Here is a 20,286-nt window from a genome sequence, read left to right as displayed (position 1 = left end):
TGCTTTTGGCTTTTTCTTCTAGATATGCTATGCTCATTAAGGCGAATTTGAGGATACATTAAAAAATTTTTATTCGTAACGATGGAGGGAAATCATGGCTAAAAGAGATTTATACGAAGTATTAGGAGTATCAAAAGGTGCTTCTGATGAAGAAATAAAAAAAGCATACAGAAAACTATCAAAAAAGTTCCATCCGGATATCAATAAAGAAGCTGGTGCTGAAGACAAGTTTAAAGAAGTTGCAGAAGCGTATGAGGTATTAAGTAGTGCTGATAAACGTGCAGCTTATGATCAATATGGTCATGCAAGTACGGATCCCAACTTTGGAGCAGGTGGTGGCGGTTACGGCGGTGGTGGCTTCGGCGGCGGCTTTGGTGGCGGCGGCTTTGAAGATATTTTTGAATCATTCTTTGGTGGCGGCGGTCGTTCACAAAATCCAAATGCTCCTCGTCAAGGAGATGATTTACAATACACGGTCAATCTTGAATTCGAAGAAGCTATTTTTGGAAAAGAAACCACAATCAGCTACAATCGTGAAGAAGAATGTAAGACATGTCACGGTGATGGAGCTAAACCAGGTACTCACCCTGTGACCTGTTCTAAATGTCATGGTACAGGTTCATTGAACGTTGAGAGAAACACACCACTTGGACGAGTAATGACACGACAAACCTGTGATGTTTGTCATGGTACGGGTAAAGAAATTAAAGAACCTTGTCCAACTTGTTATGGTTCAGGCCATACTAAAGACAAACATACGGTTAAAGTAACGGTTCCCGCAGGTGTTGAAGATGGCAATCAAATGCGCTTAAACGGACAAGGGGAAGCTGGTAAAAATGGTGGACCTTACGGAGATTTATACGTTGTTTTCCGTGTCAAAGCCAGCAATCAATTTGAACGAAATGGATCAGAGATTTATTATGAATTGCCAATTAATTTTGTCCAAGCTTCTTTAGGGGATGAAGTTGAAGTTCCGACTGTTCATGGTAAAGTGAAACTAAAAATACCTGCTGGAACACAAACAGGAACGAATTTCCGTCTGAGAGGCAAAGGAGCACCAAAATTACGTGGCACAGGTACTGGAGACCAACATGTGAAGATTAAATTGATCACTCCGAAGAATTTATCTAAAGAACAAATGGACTTGTTGAGACAATTTGCTAAAGCTAGCGGCATGGAAGTTGAAGAACAAGATGGTTCTATTTTTGATAAAGTAAAAGATGCTTTTAAAGCAGATAAGAAAAGGAAATGAACTGATTTCTTTAAATAAGCGGGTACTTTATTTAAAGTACACAGAAATGTTATATGACAAATAGTGTTGATGCTTCAAAATAAAATTTCTTCTGGAATGGACGGGTTTGCTTGTGGAGCCATTGGACCGCCTGTAAGCCTGTAGTCTTACAGACTTTCAAGCTTCAAACAAAACCTAATCGCTGAAGCGCCAACGTTTTGTAATTCTCATTGAATCTTATACATGGCTACAAGCAACCCTATTCCTTCAGAAATTTTGGATTAGTAATTTAATTAATTTATCAACACTAAAATTATAGACCCAAAAGAAAGCCTGAGCACTAGCTTAGGCTTTCTTTTGTCTTAAGAGCTGGTTCCCTCTAAGTTTATTGTAATTCAGGGGTTTCACTGGTATAATTTACAATGACACTTTTCGGAATAAATAAAGAAGGTAGGCACGACTAGATGAATAAACAGGAATTAATTGAAAGACAAAAACGTATTCGAAACTTCTCCATCATTGCCCATATTGACCATGGGAAATCAACCTTAGCCGATCGTATCCTACAAATGACGAATACCGTTGCTGATCGCGATATGCAAGCACAATTATTAGATTCGATGGATCTTGAACGTGAACGAGGCATTACGATCAAATTAAATGCAATTGAATTGAACTATACAGCAAAAGATGGCGAAACGTATACACTACATTTAATCGACACACCGGGACACGTCGATTTTACGTATGAAGTTTCAAGAAGTTTAGCAGCCTGTGAAGGAGCGATTTTGGTTGTTGATGCAGCACAAGGCATTGAAGCCCAAACACTGGCAAACGTTTACCTAGCTCTAGATAATGATCTTGAAATCATACCCGTTATTAATAAAATCGATTTACCAGCGGCAGATCCAGAACGTGTCCGCACGGAGATAGAAGATGTTATTGGGATAGATGCTAGTGAAGCCGTTTTTGCAAGTGCTAAAGCTGGTATCGGCATCGAGGAAATCTTAGAGCAAATCGTTGAAAAAATTCCAGCTCCAATAGGCGATACAGATAATCCTTTAAAAGCGTTAATATTTGATTCAGTTTACGATGCTTATCGTGGAGTGGTCTTGAATATTCGTGTGATGGAAGGGATGATCAAACCTGGAGATACCATGAAGTTGATGAGTAACGGAAAAACGTTTGAAGTAGCTGAAGTAGGAGTCTTTTCACCTAAAGCGATCAAACGCGAATTTCTAATGGTTGGGGATGTTGGATACGTTACTGCAAATATCAAAACTGTCCAAGATACTCGAGTTGGAGATACCATTACTCTAGCGAATAATCCTGCTACAGAAATATTAAAAGGATACCGTAAAATGACGCCAATGGTCTATTGTGGGATGTACCCAATTGATTCTTCTCGTTATGGCGATTTAAGAGACGCGTTAGATAAATTACAATTAAACGATGCAGCACTGCAATTTGAAGCTGAAACCTCTCAAGCGCTTGGATTTGGGTATCGTTGTGGATTCTTAGGCTTGTTACACATGGATGTGATTCAAGAGCGCCTTGAACGTGAATTTAACTTAGAATTGATCACAACGGCTCCATCAGTTATCTACCACGCAAACTTAACGGATGGCACTCAAAAAATCGTAGCTAACCCAGCTGAAATGCCTGAACCAGGTGTGATCGAATCGATTGAAGAACCTTATGTAAAAGCAACAATTATGGTTCCAAACGACTATGTCGGAGCTGTAATGGAGATTTCACAACGCAAACGTGGCGACTTCTTAACGATGGCGTACCTTGATGATAACCGAGTAAACGTGGTTTATGAAATTCCACTATCAGAAATCGTATATGATTTCTTTGATAAATTAAAATCAAGTACTAAGGGATATGCTTCTTTAGATTATGAATTGATTGGCTACAAACAAAGCAATTTATCTAAGATGGATATTTTATTGAACGGCGAAAAAGTAGATGCACTAGGCTTTATCGTGCATAAAGACTTTGCTTTCCATCGTGGAAAAGCAATTGTTGATCAATTGAAAACTATTATTCCAAGACACCAATTTGAAATTCCTGTTCAAGCAGCAATCGGACAAAAAATTGTGGCTCGTTCAAACATCAAAGCCTTACGTAAAGACGTTACAGCGAAACTTTATGGTGGTGACGTAACCCGTCGTCAAAAACTATTGAAAAAACAAAAAGCCGGTAAAAAACGGATGAAACAAGTTGGATCAGTAGAAGTACCGCAAGAAGCCTTCATGTCTGTTCTTAAGATGGATGACGAGTAAAACTTTGATATAACAATATTCTTATAATTGAATAATGGCTAAATAGGCCATCCTTCCGGCGAACCTTCCGACGAAAATAATTTTTATGTTGTTTTTGTCGGAAGGTTTATTTTCTTTTTATCGCGCTTTTGAAAATATCGACAGCTTCACGATTCGTTTTTTTGGTCACATGAGAGTAGATATCCATTGTTGTGCGGATTCTTGAATGTCCTAAACGTACCTAGATAGCTTTCATACTGACCAGCTTCCAATAATAAAGAGGCATAGGTATGCCTAAACATATGAAAAGTAAAGTTCACACCGCTATCTTTTTGAGCTTTTGTTTATGGCAGAATAAATGTACAGAACTTTGCAGCGTAAACGTGCAGAGTTTTGCATAAAAAAATCATTGTCATTTACATAAGTTTAGTGTAAAAGCATTCTGTTATTTGGATTTTTTAGCAAGCTAACTGCATCGAGTTAAGATTACTTTCTGGTATACTGTAGTCACCAGAAAGGAGGGAGAAATATGATGTATAACTATAGAGTTTTAACTGTTACGAGTAATCCTATTGGAGAATTTGAAGGACGCGAAACTGTACAAAACGATCTAGAAGTGTTGTTAGGAGAAGTAAGTGAGAATGAAGGAGAAATTTTTTCTATCAACCAAGTGCTGACTGAACCGCATGTTTTACTTACAACAGTTGTTTATAAAGTGAAATAAATTTCAAGACTCCTTTTGGGGGTCTTTTTTTTATTAAGCTAATTCATTAATGTCATAATTGATAATGGGACTACTATTAAAATAATTATTATAATAAGTAATTGCCCTAAATGTCATGTGTAGGGCAGTCAATGAGTCTATTAGTTAATTCAGTTAGGCTACTATTTCATAAGTACTATCCTTATAAACTTTATATATACCAGCAGTTCTAGAACCGGCTTGCTCTTGTAAGGATCAGCTTATTAATTTCAAATCGTAAGAGTCTTCATCTGATTCTAAAACTTCATATACGATATCTGTGTTATCAGCTTCAATTCCAATTACCAGTTTGTCCTTTTATTAGTGGTATTTTTTAATTGGATAAGTTTTACTACCGCATTAGAGTATAGCACTACAAAAATTGTATTGAAAATCGTAGGTTAATCAATGGATAAAAATATTTTGTTTGTTACTTCAAGGTTTATCCTGTATTATTATTCGAGAATGTAAATTTAATTATTGTGAAGATGGATTGAAAACACGGTAAAAAGAGGTTTCCATCAATGTAGCAATTATTTACAACCTCTCAACGCACTTAGAGTGTGTATTAGTAGTGACAAGGTGGTGGGAAAAGTGAACTCAAAAGAAAAGATGTTAGAGTTAATTAAAAAGAAACAAGCAGGTGGCGGAAGATCTAACCAAACCAGCGCACCAAAAAATGACTTTAAAAATATGCGAAAAGGTCCAAAGATTTTTAATAAGCAAACTGGTTTATAATTAAAAATACACACCCAAATAGATAGCACCCTTAAAAGGTTAGAGTAAGCTCTAACCTTTTAAGGGTGCTTTTTTAGGACGAAATACAGTGAAGAATTTAAGTTAGAGTTTGTTCACTATCAGTAACAATAAGATAAGCATTAAAATAATACTTTCTTATGAGGCATTCGGTGACCTTTGTAATCAAATACCTGGCCAAAATAATTTGGAGGGTTTAATACGTTAAACTTTTGTACGACTAATTGATTGCGCTCATTAATGGCTGATTCGATCGTAATTTCTGAACCCATTTGTACCTCATAAACAAAGCCAAAAGCTTTTTTACCAGCAATCAAACAATTAAATTTACGGCCATCTGATAGTAGAGTGAATCTGCATAAGGGTGTGCCGTTTTTTGTGTTGAGCACTTTGACATCTGATTCAACTTTTCCTGTAATCACAACAGTGTTCATAATTTTCCCTCCATTCATGATCAATTATAATCAGTAAGATGAGTCCATTTTTTTAGACTTATGAATTGAACATTGCGAATTTCATCAAAATCAACTTTGGTATCATTTATATAGATACCCAATTCATCTCCACCAGCAACAAGACCGACGATATCATCTTTATAACAGGCATTTTGATCGACTGCTTCAATTTGGACAGCAACGGATCTGTTCTTTAAAATCGCTTCATTTATTACTAAAGCGATCTCTTGTGGATCTAATTGTTGTTTTTGTGGATTGCTTTTCTGTCTCTCATCTGTTAACTTTTCTTGTGCAACTGTATGCTCTGATAAATAAAATCCTGCCCATTTCTTAATGCCACGATCGTGGTATTCTTCATTTAAATAGTTCATTTTATACCCTCCATTCCGCCAGCATGACCACCGACAAGCGAGCTACGGTCGATAGCTGTTGCGCCATCCATAAGACTACTAGCATGCACTAGTGATTGGAAACCATATTTATCTCTTATTTTATCCACTAGCGAATCTAATTTTTCGTTTGTAATTTGTTCAATAGGATTTTCAAATAAATCCAATTGGATGTCGCTTGTATAGGTTAATTTTGAATAAGTTATTCCTATGCGCCGAACGGCTTTATCATCTTCGTAATATTTATTGAATATCTCAAAGCAGTAGCCAACTAACTTTTTTGTATTAGAAGTGACTGGTATTTTTAGTTGCCGAGAAAAACCAGATTGCTCCTCGTACTTAGAGTAACTTATAGCAAGACTGATAGATCCCGTCTGACAATGGTGCTTTCTAATTCGCGTAGCAACTTGTTCAGCCATTTCACGAATAACAATTTTGATTTCTTGTCTTTTGAAGTAATCTTTTTTTAAGATTTGGGAATTCCCGTAACTTTTTTCTAAAGGTCGATACGAATCTCTAATATCGCTGCGATCGATACCCCAAGCGTTAGCATAAAGTTGTTCACCAATAAGACCCAAAGAATCTCTCAATTGATAGAAGTTTGCATGAGCTAAATCATAGACTGTCTTAATTCCTAAGCTATTTAATCTTCGCTCTGTTCGACTTCCAATACCCCACATGTCCGTCAGATTTTCGATTTTCCAAACCGTCTTTGAAACGTCTTCATACCGCCATTCGGCTATAAAATCTGAATTATGTTTGGCTTCATTGTCTAGAGCAAGTTTAGCCATTAGCATATTATCGCCAATACCAATCGTTACGTATAAACCAGTCTTCTTAAAAATATGGTATTGGATCATTCTGGCCATATCATAAGCATTTTTTCTTTTAAATAGTTTTAAGCTCCCTCTGACAGATACAAATGATTCATCGATACTGTAAATATGTAGATCCTCATCGGAAACGTACTTACGAAAAATATCGTTTATTTCAGTGTTTTTCTCAATATAAAAGCCCATTCTAGGGGGTACGATAATCAAATCAGGATGAGGAGGAATCTCCCATTTTCGAGAAACGTTACTGATACCTAGTATTTTCTTAGCCATAGGTGAAGCAGCCAAAACGATGCCACCAGAATTTTCTGCATTACTCATGACAACAAGTAAAGCTTTAAGGGGATGCAGACCACGTTCAACACATTCAACAGAAGCGTAAAATGATTTAACATCGACACAAAAAATATCACCACTTTTTTCTTCAGAATAATTGAACGACATCATAACCCCTCCTTTCTATCCTATTATACGAACGTACGTTCGTTTTGTAAAGTAAATACTCCAGAAAAAAATATTTGCACTAAAGTGAAGCGTAAAAAATTAGATTTTATTAAAAGCTTTCCGACATGATTTATTGGTTTTTCTATATTCATTAGCTTTGATCAGCGGGTTTGAAAGAAGTAAAATGATTTTTAGGTCTCTATATAATAAAAAAAGAATAAAATTAGTATTATAAAATTACTTTGAAAGAATAAGTAAATTTCACTATCTATTTGGGCTTTTTTTTGCTATTATAGTTACCTATAGTAATTATACTAGGTAACTTAATTTAAAGGAGGAAAGAATGATGGATAGTCAACTATCTGAAGAATATATTGATGCCTGTTTGAGCGCAAAACAAACGTTACGTTTTTTGCCTGAACCGCCTCCTGAAATACAAAAGAGACACATTTATATCATTAAAATTTTGTACAATTTGTCAAAGGAGTTAACAGAAGTGCGTGTAAGTGACATTGCTGGGAAGATTGGTGTAACACTGCCGAGCATTACAAAAAACATAGCCTTATTGGAAAATTTAGGTTACATCAAAAAAGAATCAAATGCAGAAGATAAGCGAGTAGTAAACATTCAGTTAACCGAGAAAGGGTTGTTTTTGCATCAAAAAATCGTTTATGATTTTCATCATAAAAATAGTCAAATTTTAAAAGATATTCCGGAAGAAGATATTCGCTTGACGATAAAAACGATTTACCGGATATATGCTTTAATGGAGCAGGCGCATTCGCTTGATTAAAAGGAGAGAAATTTAATAATGTATAAAACGTTAATAAAGTCATTACGACAATACAAGAAACCTTCATATTTAACGATGCTGTTCATGGCATTGGAAGTTGCGGTTGAGATTTTTATACCCTTTCTGATGGCGAAAATTATTGATAATGGATTAATAGCAGGAGATCTCAGTTATGTTTTGAAAATAGGGTCACTAATGTTTGCATTGGCTTGTTTTTCTATGCTGTTTGGCGTACTAGGCGGAAAGTTTTCTGCGGATGCTGCAGTAGGATTATCAACGAATCTCCGCCAAGATATCTACAAGAACATTCAGACATTTGCCTTTGATAATATTGACAAATATTCCTCATCAAGTCTGATCACGAGGCTCACAACTGATATTACAAATATTCAAATGGCTTTTCAAATGGTGTTGAAAACCATTATTCGAGCACCTTTTATGATCGCATTTGCATTTGCGATGGCAGCCTATACAAATTTAAAATTATCTTTGACCATTTTAGTCATTGTTCCTATTGTGGGTTTTATTTTAATCGGTCTTATCTATCTTGTGCATCCTTACTTTATAGTCGTTTTCAAAAAATATGACCGATTAAATCAGACCGTACAAGAAGATATTAACGGCGTACGCGTTGTAAAATCATTTGTTCGTGAAGAGAAAGAAATCGAAAAATTTAAAGTGGCTTCTTCAGATATTAAAGATTTATTTACAAAAGCCGAAAAAATCACTGCCCTAAATGCTCCAATTATGCAGATCGCCATTTATTCTAGTTTGCTTCTTGTTTACTGGTTTGGGGCAAAATATGTTGTTAGTGGAACAATGAGTACGGGTGAATTGACGAGTTTTATTACGTACATTATGCAGATTTTAACCAGTATTATGATGATCTCTATGATCTTTATTATGGTCGTTATTTCTGAAGCTTCAGTAGGACGAGTCGCTGAAGTTTTACAAGAAAAAGCAACGTTAACAAATCCTAAGAATCCAATTACGACAATTGAAAATGGCGAAATTGAGTTTAGAAATGTTCAATTTAAATACAATGAATTATCCGAAGAGGCCGATTTGAGTCAGGTCGATCTCACAATCAAATCTGGTGAAACGATTGGTATCATCGGTGGAACGGGTAGTGGTAAAACTTCACTGATCCAACTGATTCCTAGGTTATACGATACGACTGAAGGAGAAGTATACGTTTCAGGACATAATGTGAAAGAGTACGATTTAGTGGCCCTGCGTGATCAAATTGCAATGGTGCTGCAAAAAAATACGTTATTCTCTGGAACGATCAATACCAACTTGAGATGGGGAAATAAAGCAGCCACGGAGGAAGAAATTCAACGGGTTGCTAAGTTGGCCCAAGCAGTTGATTTTGTCCAGTCCTTTCCGGATAAATATGAAACGGTGCTAGATCAAGGTGGTTCAAATGTATCTGGCGGTCAAAAACAGCGTTTGACGATTGCACGGGCCTTATTGAAACAGCCTAAAATTTTAATTCTAGATGATTCTACAAGTGCAGTGGACACGAAAACAGATGCGTATATTCGAAAAGCATTTATAGAAGAAATTCCGAATACAACAAAAATCATTGTGTCGCAACGCATTTCCTCTATTCAAGATTCTGACCGCATCATCGTATTAGATGAAGGGAAAATCAATGGAATTGGGACACATGAAGAATTGCTGGAAAACAATATAATCTATAAAGAAGTATATGATTCTCAAGTAAAGGGAGGGACGATAGTTGAAAAATAAACCAATCACGAGACCAACTGTTAGTCCATTAAAAATATTTAAAAGAATTCTTTCTTATGCGACTAAGCAATATAAATTAAGGATCATCGTCGTAACTGTCAGTATCATCATTAGTGCAGCAACTAATGCGATTGGGATCAGCTTTACTAAAACGTTGATAGATAAATATATCACTCCTCTCCTTACTCAAGAATCACCTGATTTTTCGGGTTTAGCACGCGTTATTGGGTTAATGGCGTTGTTATATTTGACTGGTGCTTTTTTCACTTATATTTTTAATCGAACAATGGTTACTGTATCGCAAGGAATCTTGAAAGATATCCGAGATGAAATGTTTACGCATATGGAGTCTTTACCTATCCGTTATTTTGATAGCAATGCAACGGGCGATATTATGAGTCATTACACGAATGATACGGACACGCTAAGACAGATGATCAGCCAATCGATCCCACAAATTTTTTCGGCGTTGGTTACGATTTTATCGATTATTATTGCGATGTTCATTATTAATATACCAATGACTTTAGTTGTTTTATTTATGTTAGGGATCATGGTTACGGTCATTCGTACGATTGGCAGTAAAAGTGGCCGTTACTTCTCAATACAACAAGCGGCATTGGGTACGTTAAATGGTTATGTAGAAGAGATGATCGAGGGCCAAAAAGTTGTGAAAGTATTTAATCATGAAGAAGAAGCGGTCGCTGATTTTAATGAATTAAATGAAGTGTTAAGAGAAAATGCTACAAAAGCAAATACCTATGCAAATATTTTAATGCCGATCATGGGAAATATAGGGAACTTTATGTACTTATTAACGGCTGTCATAGGATCTGTTCTTTCAATTACAGGGCTCACGGTTTTAACAGTAGGGAGTATCGCATCTTTTGTTCAATTCACCAAAAGCATCACCATGCCTGTATCACAAATTTCGCAACAGTTTAATGCGATCATTTTGTCATTAGCGGGTGCAGAACGTATTTTTAACTTATTGGATGAAAAACCTGAAGAAGATAGTGGAACGATTGAATTAGTAAATATCACTAAGCAAGTTGACGGAAAAATTGAAGAATCTGCTCAACGCACAGGTCAATGGGCTTGGAAACAAACGACAACTGCTAATGAAGTTGTGTACACGGAATTAACTGGGGATGTACGTTTTAAAGATGTGACATTTGGTTATAACGCCAATAAAACGATTCTTCATCACATTGATCTATTTGCAAAACCAGGCCAAAAAATTGCGTTTGTCGGAGCAACTGGAGCTGGGAAAACAACTATTACTAATTTGATCAATCGCTTCTATGATATCCAAAAAGGAACTATCACTTACGACGGCATCGATGTCAAAAACATCAAGAAAGATGCTTTAAGAAAATCCTTAGGTATCGTACTACAAGACACGCATCTATTCTCAGGAACGATCAAAGACAATATTCGTTACGGACGTTTAGATGCTACAGATGACGAAGTTGAAGCAGCGGCAAAACTAGTCAATGCCGACTTTTTCATCAGACAATTGCCACACGGTTATGAGACAGAGTTAACAGGAGATGGCGGTTCGCTCTCACAAGGTCAAAGACAATTATTGGCAATTGCCAGAGCAGCTGTAGCGAATCCGCCAGTACTGATTCTTGACGAAGCGACGTCTAGTATTGATACACGTACGGAGACGGTTGTACAGAGCGGAATGGACGCATTGATGAAAGGCAGAACGGTATTTGTAATTGCCCATCGCCTATCAACTGTTCGTAATTCAGACGCAATCATGGTGATGGACCAAGGACGCATCATTGAACGAGGCAATCATGAAGAGTTGATTTCGCAAAAAGGAGAATATTACCAACTGTATACTGGTGCCTTTGAAATGGACTAAACAGTGCCTTTTTCGGTCAAATTATATCTAAACGCATAAAAAGCTTTATTGAAGACGATAATGATCTTCAATAAAACTTTTTTTATTTGTTATAGAGCGTTATTAGTCGAATGGGAAACGATTCAGGTGCTCGTTTGATCAATAAATCTCGTTCATTAGTCAAACAGCAAGGTGACTTGCTGCTCATTTGATCAATAACTCTACTTTATTAATCAAATGAAACTCCAGTCCACATCTCATTTGATCAATATGGGATAGTTTACTTCATAAATAAGGTGATTTGTAGTTAGAATACAAAATAAAGTACTAGTAAATACTCTTTGAGTGCATGTTTCTTTATGAATAAGAAACAGTTCATCTAATAAAAAGAGGTAGTTCTTTTATAGGAATCGTTTACTGATTTCTATTATTCTGGCTTTGTATTTTAAAATATCAATTTCATTATCCAATACAATTTTTTCAGAAGAATCATCATTAAATTGTATTAACTTGCGATTAGTATTAAAGTTTAATCGGACAATCCATTTTCTTATACTATTATCTAGTAAAACATTAAAATAAGACTTATTATCACGATAGAAAATTCTTTCAGGATCTACAGTTTCAAAAAGAATGGCTTTTACTATTCCAAATCCTTGTATTTCTTCTTCTGTTGTTTCAATATCAGTATCAACCAACTCTAATGTTTCTTCTTTTTCTGGAATAGTATCAATAATAGTAGTTTCAATATGAGTTTCACTAGTAGTTTTTAAGGCATCGTTAATTTTAGAACTAACTTTTTCGGAAACGAATTGTTTTAATCCAGTTTGTACAATAGGAGTGAATTTATCTATTGTATTTCTAGTTGCTTTACCTTCATAAATCTTTCCAATAAAAAATTTAACGAAATCTTCACTGACTGTTTCGTATTCAGTCTCGAAATATTCTTTGAAGAGATTTAAGTATTTTAAATCTGAAGCAGTTGTAAAAATGCTTTCCAGATTAAAGCCATATTTTTTGAATTTGATAAGTTCAGAGAGAGAACTATCTTTGATTTTTTCTAAGTTAAAGGTAAAGAAAGGTTTCTGATCCATTTTATTTGGTTCATCTAAATCAGTAAAAAATTGATAAACAATCCCATTAGTTAGGATAGCGAACCGTGCACTGCTAGTATGAAAATAGCGGAATAGTTGAGAACCATGAGTTGTCAATTTATCATTGACTGATTTAGCCTCAATTAAAATAATCGGTTTATCATTAGACATGATAGCATAATCAATTTTTTCACCTTTTTTTATTCCAATATCAGCTATGTATTCAGGAACAAATTCTGAAGGATTAAAAACATCATAACCTAACATTTGAAAGAATGGCATAATTAATGAAGTTTTTGTTGATTCTTCTGTTAATAACTTTTCTTTTACTAGCTTAGACCGTTCGGCTAACATCATTACTTCTTGTTTGAATTTTTCCAAATTGACTCCCCCATATATGTATTTAACCCATTAATAATAAATAACATGCTTTATTATTAATTAGTATACCATTAAAGATTCTTAACTACATGCATTTATAGAAGTAATTATTTTTTGAAATAAACAGCTTTTTTTACAATATCGTCTATTCATTACACCAGGTTAGTTTCCCAAATATCTTTGGTTGAAATGACTTTCTTTTTATCTAATGGTTCTTTTATTGTATACTAGTAAATGAAGCAATAATCACTAAAAATGGAATACAGCAGAAAGAGGATTGAAATGGATTTTTGGACAGATCAGACAAAAACAACGGAAGAAATAGCTCAAGACTTACTTGGTTGTTTAGTGACTAAAGAAACAGATGAAGGTGTGACATCTGGTTGGATCGTAGAAACAGAAGCTTACTTAGGTGGGGTAGATAAAGCTGCTCATAGCTAAGGCTTAAAAAGAACTCCTCGTCTTGAATCCATGTATAAAGAACCAGGAACAATTTATGTCTATAGCATGCACACACACTTAATGCTAAATGTAGTTGTTCAAGAAAAAGGGGTACCAGAAGCCATTTTAATACGCGCCGTTGAGCCTTTAAAAGGTGTAGCGCTAATGTCTGAAAGAAGAGGGAAAGTTGGCTTTGCAGTAACAGATGGACCTGGAAAACTAACTCAGGCAATGAAAATCACTAAATTAGATGATGGGACATCAGTTGCAGAATCTCCCTTGATCATAGATGTTGCTACAAGGAAAGTGCCTAAAAAAATTCAATTATCTCCTAGAATAGGTGTCCCAAATAAAGGAGAATGGACAGACGCACTGTTACGGTATACTGTAGTGGGAAATCCATATGTATCAAGAAAAAAGGGTAAAATAGAAACAAATTTTGGTTGGGATGAACCAACTAATGGAGGCGAACAATGATGGCACAAGAAACCGTATTAGATTATTTAGGCGAAGCATTGGAAGAAAGTGATTTTGAATTTGATTGGAAATTAGAGTGGAATAAAAAACAGCACGCGATCGAAGTTTATTTTTCGATTTTTGCTGAAAAACAAGAAGAAAATATTGTGATCGAAGACATAGAAGGAACTACAGCTCAAGGCAACATTATCCAATTTGAGGATGCTATCTGCCTTTTTGATCCTAAAAAGTCAAAGATTCAAACAGATAACTACTTAAAAGCCTTTCCAGTTGATTTTAAAATGGGCATTGAAAAAGGGTATATTGATGCAATTCTAAAGACACTTCGTATAGTTGTTACAGAAGGACAATCCGATTTACTAGATTTTGCTACCGACCCAACGATCGAAGAATTTGAGTTAAACTGGAATGATACTAATTTTGACGGAACAATCAAAACGTTAAAAGATATCAATCGTTACGACGAAGAGAAACTTCCTTATCCAAAATATTAAACTGATCAAAACTAAATAAATGATTAAATGGAGGTAAAATAATAAGATGAAGTGGATTGAATTACAAATACAAACCTCAAATGAAGCTGTTGAAGCTGTTTCAAATATTCTTATTGAGTCAGGTTCCCAAGGAGTAGCTATTGAGGATAGACAAGATTTCTTAAATAACCCTGATGATGGCTTTGGTGAGATATGGGCGTTAGATGAAGCAGACTTTTCTAAAGAAGGTGTGATCATAAAAGCCTATTTTCCAGATACGCTATTTTTACCTGAATTGGTTCCAAGTATCAAACTTAGAATCGAAGAACTCAAGACATTTGGCTTAAATATTGCGCCAAATAATATAAAAGTAGACGAGGTTGCGGAAGAAAATTGGGCTACGGCTTGGAAAAAGTATTACCATCCTTTGCAAGTAACTCGATTTTTAACGGTCGTTCCAAGTTGGGAAGATTATGACCTGAAGCATTCAGATGAGCGAGTGATTCGGTTAGATCCTGGTTTAGCTTTTGGTACAGGTACTCATCCAACAACTATGCTTTCCTTACAAGCTCTTGAAACATACATTCGTGGAGATGAAACGATTTTAGATGTAGGGACAGGTTCAGGTGTATTAAGTATCGCCAGTAAAGCTCTAGGGGCCAAACATGTTCATGCCTATGATTTAGACGATGTGGCTGTAAAAGCAGCAGTTGAAAATATTGAGTTGAATGAGTATGCTAAAGATATTATTGTAAAAGCCAATGATTTGCTGAAAGGCGTAACGATCGAAGCTGATATTGTTGTAGCAAATATTCTAGCAGAAATCATTATTCCTCTTATACCAGAAGCTTTTGATGTATTGAAACCAGGCGGTCTATTTTTAACTTCAGGAATCATTGAGGATAAAAAAGAATTGATCCTTTCTGAGCAAAGAAAACAAGGCTTTACAATCATACAAGTGCAGCAAATGAAAGACTGGTGCAGTATCGTCGCTCAAAAACCTTTAGCGGAGGATGAGTAAATGCAACGCTATTTTTTAAATGAAGATTTAAAGGATTATCAAAATCAAACTATTTCGATTGGCGGAGACAGTTTCCATCACATGATAAAAGTAATGCGTATGAAAGTTGACCACCGTGTATACCTTGTAACAAAAAATCAGCAAGCTTTTATTGCTAAAATCAATGCAATTGAAGAAAATAAAGTTCTTTTAAACTGGGTCGAAGATGATCTTAGACAACAAGAATTGCCGATCGATGTGACGATTGCTAGCGGCCTTCCTAAAGGAGACAAGTTAGATCTGATCGTCCAAAAGGGAACAGAATTAGGCGCAAGTGCGTTCATTCCTTTTGCGGGGTCTTTTTCGATCACAAAATGGGATACCAAAAAAGCAGCTAAAAAAATCGAACGATTACAAAAGATTGCACAGGAAGCAGCTGAACAATCGCACCGTACAAAAATTCCAACACTTCAGCCACTTGCTTCGGTGAAGCAGCTGATTGAGATGAAAGAACAATTTGATGTCTGTTTAGTAGCATATGAAGAAAGTGCTAAAGCAGGAGAAGATCAAAATTTTGTTAAAGGATTAAAAATGCTGCCTGCTGGCGGAAAGTTACTCATTGTTTTTGGTCCAGAAGGTGGGTTATCTAAAGATGAAGTAGGCGCATTCATTCAGAATGGCTTTTTGCCCTGTGCACTGGGCCCAAGAATTTTAAGAACCGAAACTGCTCCATTGTATGCATTAGCAGCGGCTTCGTATCATTTTGAATTGATGCATAAATGAGAAATTTCTTTTTGTCCAAAACGGATAAATTAGGTATAATGAAAATGCTATCATCAATATAAGAAAGAGGGATATAATATGACAGTAGAATTAAACAAAACAATTGATCACACATTATTAAAACCAGAAGCAACGGAGGCACAAATCAAAATGCTTTGTGAAGAAGCAGCAGAATATGACTTTATGTCTGTATGTATCAACCCAACTTGGGTAAAAAAAGCTGCAGAACTGCTCAGTGGTACAGACGTAAAAGTATGTACGGTCATTGGTTTTCCTTTAGGAGCTAATACATCTGAAGTAAAAGCTTTTGAAGCAGAAAATGCAATTCAAAATGGGGCAACTGAAGTGGATATGGTCATCAATATTGGCGCTCTTAAAGGCGGGAATGACGCTTTAGTCCAAAGTGACATCGAAAGTGTAGTAAATGTTTCAAAAGGAAGAGCGTTGTCAAAAGTTATTATCGAAACAGCCTTATTAACAAATGAAGAAAAGATACGTGCGTGTGAACTGGCTAAAAAAGCAGGAGCTGATTTTGTGAAAACATCTACCGGTTTTTCAACAGGCGGAGCAACACTTGAAGACATTAAATTGATGCGCGCTACTGTAGGACCTGATATGGGTGTTAAAGCAAGTGGCGGCGTTCGTACAACGGAAGATGCTAAACAATTTATTGAAGCAGGCGCTACTCGTTTAGGTTCTTCAAACGGATTAGCAATCGTAAAAGGTTAAACGAATTTTAATCAGAATAACAAATAACTCACTAAATAAGTTGGAAAGAATACGAGTCTGATTGTGACTTGTATTCTTTTTTTTATAGAATCGTTTACAAAAGTAAAAAATAAAGCCTGTTTTGTTTGATTTTTTTGTTTATATTGAAATTCATCCTTAATATTAGTATAATGTAGTGTGAAGCAATAGTTAAAGCACCCATTTGGAGTGCTTATTTTGTATTAATCGATTTGAAATGAAGTAAAATATAAAAATTAATTAGTGATAAATGAAAAGAAGGTGACAATATGCCCAAAAATAAAGATTACACTGCACAAGAAGTAATTGCCTTAACCGTTACTTACATGAATAGCAGTCATGTGGCTTTTGTCAAAAAGGCTTGTGATTTTGCCACAAATGCTCATAGAGATCAGTTTAGAAAATCAGGAGAGCCTTATATCATCCATCCGATACAAGTTGCCGGTATCTTAGCTGAATTAAAGATGGATCCTGTTACAGTAGCGACTGGATTTCTTCATGATGTTGTAGAGGATACTGAATATACCTTTGAAGATATTTCAAGAGAATTTTCTCCCGAAGTGGCGATACTTGTAGATGGTGTTACTAAATTAGGAAAAATTAAATATAAATCACATGAAGAGCAACAAGCAGAAAATCATCGTAAAATGTTGTTGGCAATGGCAAAAGATTTAAGAGTGATCATGGTTAAATTGGCTGATCGCTTGCATAATCTTCGTACACTGAAATTTCATAGACCCGAAAAACAAAGACAAATTGCAAATGAAACACTTGAAGTGTATGCTCCGCTTGCTCACCGTTTAGGGATCAATTTAATTAAATGGGAATTAGAAGACACTTCATTGCGCTATTTGAATCCGCAACAATATTACCGAATTGTCCATTTAATGAACTCTAAAAGAGAAGAAAGAGAAGCTTATATCTCCGATTCCATTTCAAAAATTCAAGAATCAGTTGAAGAATTAAATATAACTGCAGATATCACTGGTAGACCAAAGCATATTTATTCCATCTATCGTAAAATGCGTGATCATAAAAAACAATTTGATCAAATTTACGATTTATTAGCGATTCGTGTCATCGTTGATTCAATTAAGGATTGTTACGCTGTATTAGGAGCGATCCACACTCGTTGGAAACCAATGCCAGGCAGATTCAAAGATTACATTGCTATGCCAAAATCAAACATGTACCAATCGATCCACACCACCGTTATCGGACAATATGGTAAACCTATAGAGGTCCAGATCCGGACAAAAGAAATGCACGCAGTAGCTGAATATGGAGTTGCAGCTCACTGGGCATACAAAGAAGGCATCACTAAAAAAATTGAAGACGATTCAGATGACAATAAATTAGCATGGTTTAGGGATATCATCGAATTACAAGATGACTCAAAAGATGCTAGCGACTTTATGGCGAGTGTTAAAGAAGATATTTTCAAAGATAAAGTTTACGTTTTTACACCAAAAGGAGATGTCAGTGAATTGCCTTCAGGGGCTGGTCCGTTAGACTTTGCGTTTAATATCCATACTGAAATAGGGAATAAGACGATTGGTGCTAAGATAAATGGTAAAATCGTGCCCTTAAATTATAAGTTGAAAACAGGAGATATCATTGAAATATTAACATCTCCAAATTCATACGGCCCTAGCCGTGATTGGATCAACTTAGTATCAACTAGCAAAGCCAAAAATAAAATCAAACGTTTCTTTAAGTTGCAAGATCGAGAAGTGAATATCATAAAGGGTCGAGATATGCTTGAAAAGCAGTTGAATGACATGCAATTTCAACCCAAAAATTTCTTGACGAAAAGTAACATCAAGATGCTCCTAGAACGCTTTAATTTTACTTCAGAAGATGATCTATATGCTGCAATCGGTTTTGGTGAATTAACAGCTCTTGTAATAGCTAATCGATTAACAGAAAAAGAACGTAAAGATCGAGAAAACGAAAAGAAAGTCCAAGAAGTTACATCAATTGAATTGAAACCTAAAAAAGAACCTGAGAAAATCAAAGTGAAACACGAAGGTGGCATTGTCATTCAAGGAATCGATAATTTGCTCATTCGTATTAGCCGCTGCTGTAATCCTGTACCAGGTGATGAAATTGTTGGATATATCACAAAAGGCAGAGGCGTTTCGATTCATCGTAAAAATTGCCCTAATGTTCTTGCAGCAAAAGATGCAGAAAATCGGTTAATTGAAGTCGAATGGGAAGAAGCTACTTCTAAAAGTCAAGATTACAATGCTGAATTACAGATCATTGGCTATAATCGTTCGGGCTTGTTGAATGAAGTCTTACAAGTTGTAAATAGTATGACAAAAAATTTAAATAACGTAAATGGAAAAGTAGATAAAGATAAGATGGCTACTATTACATTAACAGTGGGCATTCAAAATATCGCTCAACTAGATAAAATCGTTGAAAAAATTAAATCCATTCCTGATGTTTATAATGTGAGAAGAATGTCTTCTTGATCCTTAGCGATTAAAAGAAAACAGAAAATGGTCTGTCCTTTAGGGCAAATTTCTGTTTTCTTTTTTTTGAAATTACAAATATTCAAAGGATCTCTGGCAAACCCAGAAAAGATTTTATTCTGTTGCTTTAATTGATCAATTAAAGCAACAGAAATTAAAAGTTTTTTTTAGAAAATATAAGGTGGTTTTGGAAAATGAAGATTGTTATCCAGAGAACAAAAGAAGCAAGTGTCAGTATCGAAGGAACGATCATGGGAGAAATAACACATGGATTGGTATTGTTAGTGGGGATAGAAGAAGAGGATCAGCAAGAAGATATTGATTATCTGGTACGTAAAATCTGCAACATGCGTATTTTTGAAGATTCTCAAGGGAAAATGAATTTAAGTATAGAAGATGTCGGTGGAGAAATTCTTTCTATTTCTCAATTCACACTATATGCTGACACAAAAAAAGGAAATCGTCCAGGTTTTACCAAGGCTGCAAAACCAGAAACGGCTATTCCGATCTACGATGCATTCAATGCTCAATTAAAAGCAACGGGCCTAACTGTTCAAACGGGGATCTTTGGTGCGGATATGCAAGTATCACTTTTAAATGATGGTCCGGTTACCATTATTATTGACAGCAAACAGCATTGAAAAATTGCCTAAAAAAAGAGGACTGGCAATAGGAAGTAAGACTCCTATTGCCGGTCCTTTTTTTTAATGGATCTATAATTTTTAGTGTTGATAGGCTTAATCTAATGGCATTACTTACCCAAAATTTATGAAGGAATAGGGTTGCTTGTAGCTTAAAATGAAGCACTGTGGGCAAATAATGCCCAAGTGTATCATGTTTGTAAGCTGCTAAAGCAGCTTACAAACATGACAACTTTCTTTTAGGCTTCA

At 35.5% G+C, this 20,286-nt stretch carries 17 protein-coding genes and 1 pseudogene; 14 read left to right on the top strand and 4 right to left on the bottom strand.

All coding sequences use genetic code 11. The annotated features are described in order from the left end of the window. Positions 1-91: 91 nt before the first annotated feature. The 4 genes from dnaJ (at position 92) to J7E16_RS02430 (ending at position 4,978) form a co-directional block, all read left to right on the top strand. Positions 92-1,252, top strand: coding sequence for a molecular chaperone DnaJ (gene dnaJ / locus J7E16_RS02445; RefSeq protein WP_214888849.1), 1,161 nt, complete (start codon positions 92-94; stop codon positions 1,250-1,252). A gap of 443 nt (positions 1,253-1,695) precedes the next feature. Continuing rightward, positions 1,696-3,519, top strand: a complete 1,824-nt coding sequence (lepA, locus tag J7E16_RS02440) for a translation elongation factor 4 (RefSeq protein ID WP_214888297.1) — start codon at positions 1,696-1,698, stop codon at positions 3,517-3,519. A gap of 508 nt (positions 3,520-4,027) precedes the next feature. Next, positions 4,028-4,222: a hypothetical protein gene (locus J7E16_RS02435; protein ID WP_214888295.1), complete on the top strand. Its 195-nt coding sequence runs from the start codon at positions 4,028-4,030 to the stop codon at positions 4,220-4,222. Between the two features lie 612 nt (positions 4,223-4,834). Continuing rightward, a complete protein-coding gene (locus J7E16_RS02430; protein ID WP_034548628.1) occupies positions 4,835-4,978 on the top strand; it encodes a hypothetical protein in 144 nt (47 codons plus the stop codon). Between the two features lie 140 nt (positions 4,979-5,118). Here the strand turns inward: J7E16_RS02430 and J7E16_RS02425 are convergent, their stop codons facing one another. From J7E16_RS02425 to J7E16_RS02415, 3 genes are read right to left on the bottom strand one after another with little or no spacing between them, the layout of a single operon-like run. After that, the gene (locus J7E16_RS02425; protein WP_214888292.1) at positions 5,119-5,430 is read right to left on the bottom strand and encodes a single stranded DNA-binding domain-containing protein; all 312 of its coding nucleotides are present in this window, start codon (positions 5,428-5,430) and stop codon (positions 5,119-5,121) included. Between the two features lie 20 nt (positions 5,431-5,450). Further along, positions 5,451-5,822: a hypothetical protein gene (locus J7E16_RS02420; protein WP_214888289.1), complete on the bottom strand. Its 372-nt coding sequence runs from the start codon at positions 5,820-5,822 to the stop codon at positions 5,451-5,453. Beyond that, positions 5,819-7,117 (bottom strand): Y-family DNA polymerase, encoded by a 1,299-nt coding sequence (locus J7E16_RS02415; RefSeq protein ID WP_214888287.1) that lies wholly within the window; start codon positions 7,115-7,117, stop codon positions 5,819-5,821. The genes J7E16_RS02420 and J7E16_RS02415 overlap by 4 nt, the downstream gene beginning before the upstream one ends. Before the next feature lie 343 nt (positions 7,118-7,460). On the opposite strand from J7E16_RS02415, the gene J7E16_RS02410 reads away from it, so the two are divergent. The 3 genes from J7E16_RS02410 to J7E16_RS02400 are packed head-to-tail and all read left to right on the top strand — an operon-like array spanning position 7,461 to position 11,541. Next, a complete protein-coding gene (locus J7E16_RS02410; protein ID WP_251006032.1) occupies positions 7,461-7,910 on the top strand; it encodes a MarR family winged helix-turn-helix transcriptional regulator in 450 nt (149 codons plus the stop codon). Positions 7,911-7,928: 18 nt separating this feature from the next. Beyond that, complete coding sequence (locus tag J7E16_RS02405; protein WP_214888285.1) at positions 7,929-9,665, top strand: ABC transporter ATP-binding protein; 1,737 nt, start codon at positions 7,929-7,931, stop codon at positions 9,663-9,665. Beyond that, positions 9,655-11,541: an ABC transporter ATP-binding protein gene (locus J7E16_RS02400; protein ID WP_214888284.1), complete on the top strand. Its 1,887-nt coding sequence runs from the start codon at positions 9,655-9,657 to the stop codon at positions 11,539-11,541. Before J7E16_RS02405 ends, J7E16_RS02400 begins: the two co-directional genes overlap by 11 nt. A gap of 380 nt (positions 11,542-11,921) precedes the next feature. On the opposite strand, the gene J7E16_RS02395 is transcribed toward J7E16_RS02400, so the two are convergent. Then, entirely contained in the window at positions 11,922-12,995 is a 1,074-nt protein-coding gene (locus J7E16_RS02395; protein ID WP_353049850.1) for a type I restriction endonuclease, read from the bottom strand. 282 nt (positions 12,996-13,277) lie between these two features. Here J7E16_RS02395 and J7E16_RS02390 point away from each other — a divergent pair. The 7 genes and pseudogenes from J7E16_RS02390 to dtd all read left to right on the top strand — a co-directional run bounded on the left by J7E16_RS02390 (position 13,278) and on the right by dtd (position 20,037). Continuing rightward, positions 13,278-13,913, top strand: a pseudogene (locus J7E16_RS02390) (DNA-3-methyladenine glycosylase). Further along, a complete protein-coding gene (locus tag J7E16_RS02385) occupies positions 13,910-14,407 on the top strand; it encodes a DUF3013 family protein (protein ID WP_251006031.1) in 498 nt (165 codons plus the stop codon). The pseudogene J7E16_RS02390 and the gene J7E16_RS02385 overlap by 4 nt, the downstream one beginning before the upstream one ends. 46 nt (positions 14,408-14,453) lie before the next feature. After that, positions 14,454-15,407, top strand: coding sequence for a 50S ribosomal protein L11 methyltransferase (gene prmA / locus J7E16_RS02380; protein WP_214888282.1), 954 nt, complete (start codon positions 14,454-14,456; stop codon positions 15,405-15,407). Then, the gene (locus J7E16_RS02375; RefSeq protein ID WP_214888280.1) at positions 15,408-16,169 is read left to right on the top strand and encodes a 16S rRNA (uracil(1498)-N(3))-methyltransferase; all 762 of its coding nucleotides are present in this window, start codon (positions 15,408-15,410) and stop codon (positions 16,167-16,169) included. 78 nt (positions 16,170-16,247) lie between these two features. Further along, on the top strand, positions 16,248-16,898 hold the full coding sequence (gene deoC / locus J7E16_RS02370; protein ID WP_034548644.1) for a deoxyribose-phosphate aldolase: 651 nt from the start codon (positions 16,248-16,250) through the stop codon (positions 16,896-16,898). 287 nt (positions 16,899-17,185) lie between these two features. Next, positions 17,186-19,396: a RelA/SpoT family protein gene (locus J7E16_RS02365; protein ID WP_214888278.1), complete on the top strand. Its 2,211-nt coding sequence runs from the start codon at positions 17,186-17,188 to the stop codon at positions 19,394-19,396. Positions 19,397-19,590: 194 nt separating this feature from the next. Beyond that, positions 19,591-20,037 carry a D-aminoacyl-tRNA deacylase gene (gene dtd, locus J7E16_RS02360; protein WP_214888275.1) on the top strand — a complete coding sequence of 149 codons (447 nt, stop codon included), beginning with the start codon at positions 19,591-19,593 and terminating at the stop codon, positions 20,035-20,037. Positions 20,038-20,286: the final 249 nt, after the last annotated feature.

It is taken from the genome of Carnobacterium sp. ISL-102 (assembly GCF_018612935.1).
Taxonomy (GTDB): Bacteria; Bacillota; Bacilli; order Lactobacillales; family Carnobacteriaceae; genus Carnobacterium_B; species Carnobacterium_B alterfunditum.
The sequence above is the reverse complement of the archived record's forward strand: the minus strand, read 5'-3'. Positions and strand labels throughout refer to the sequence as shown.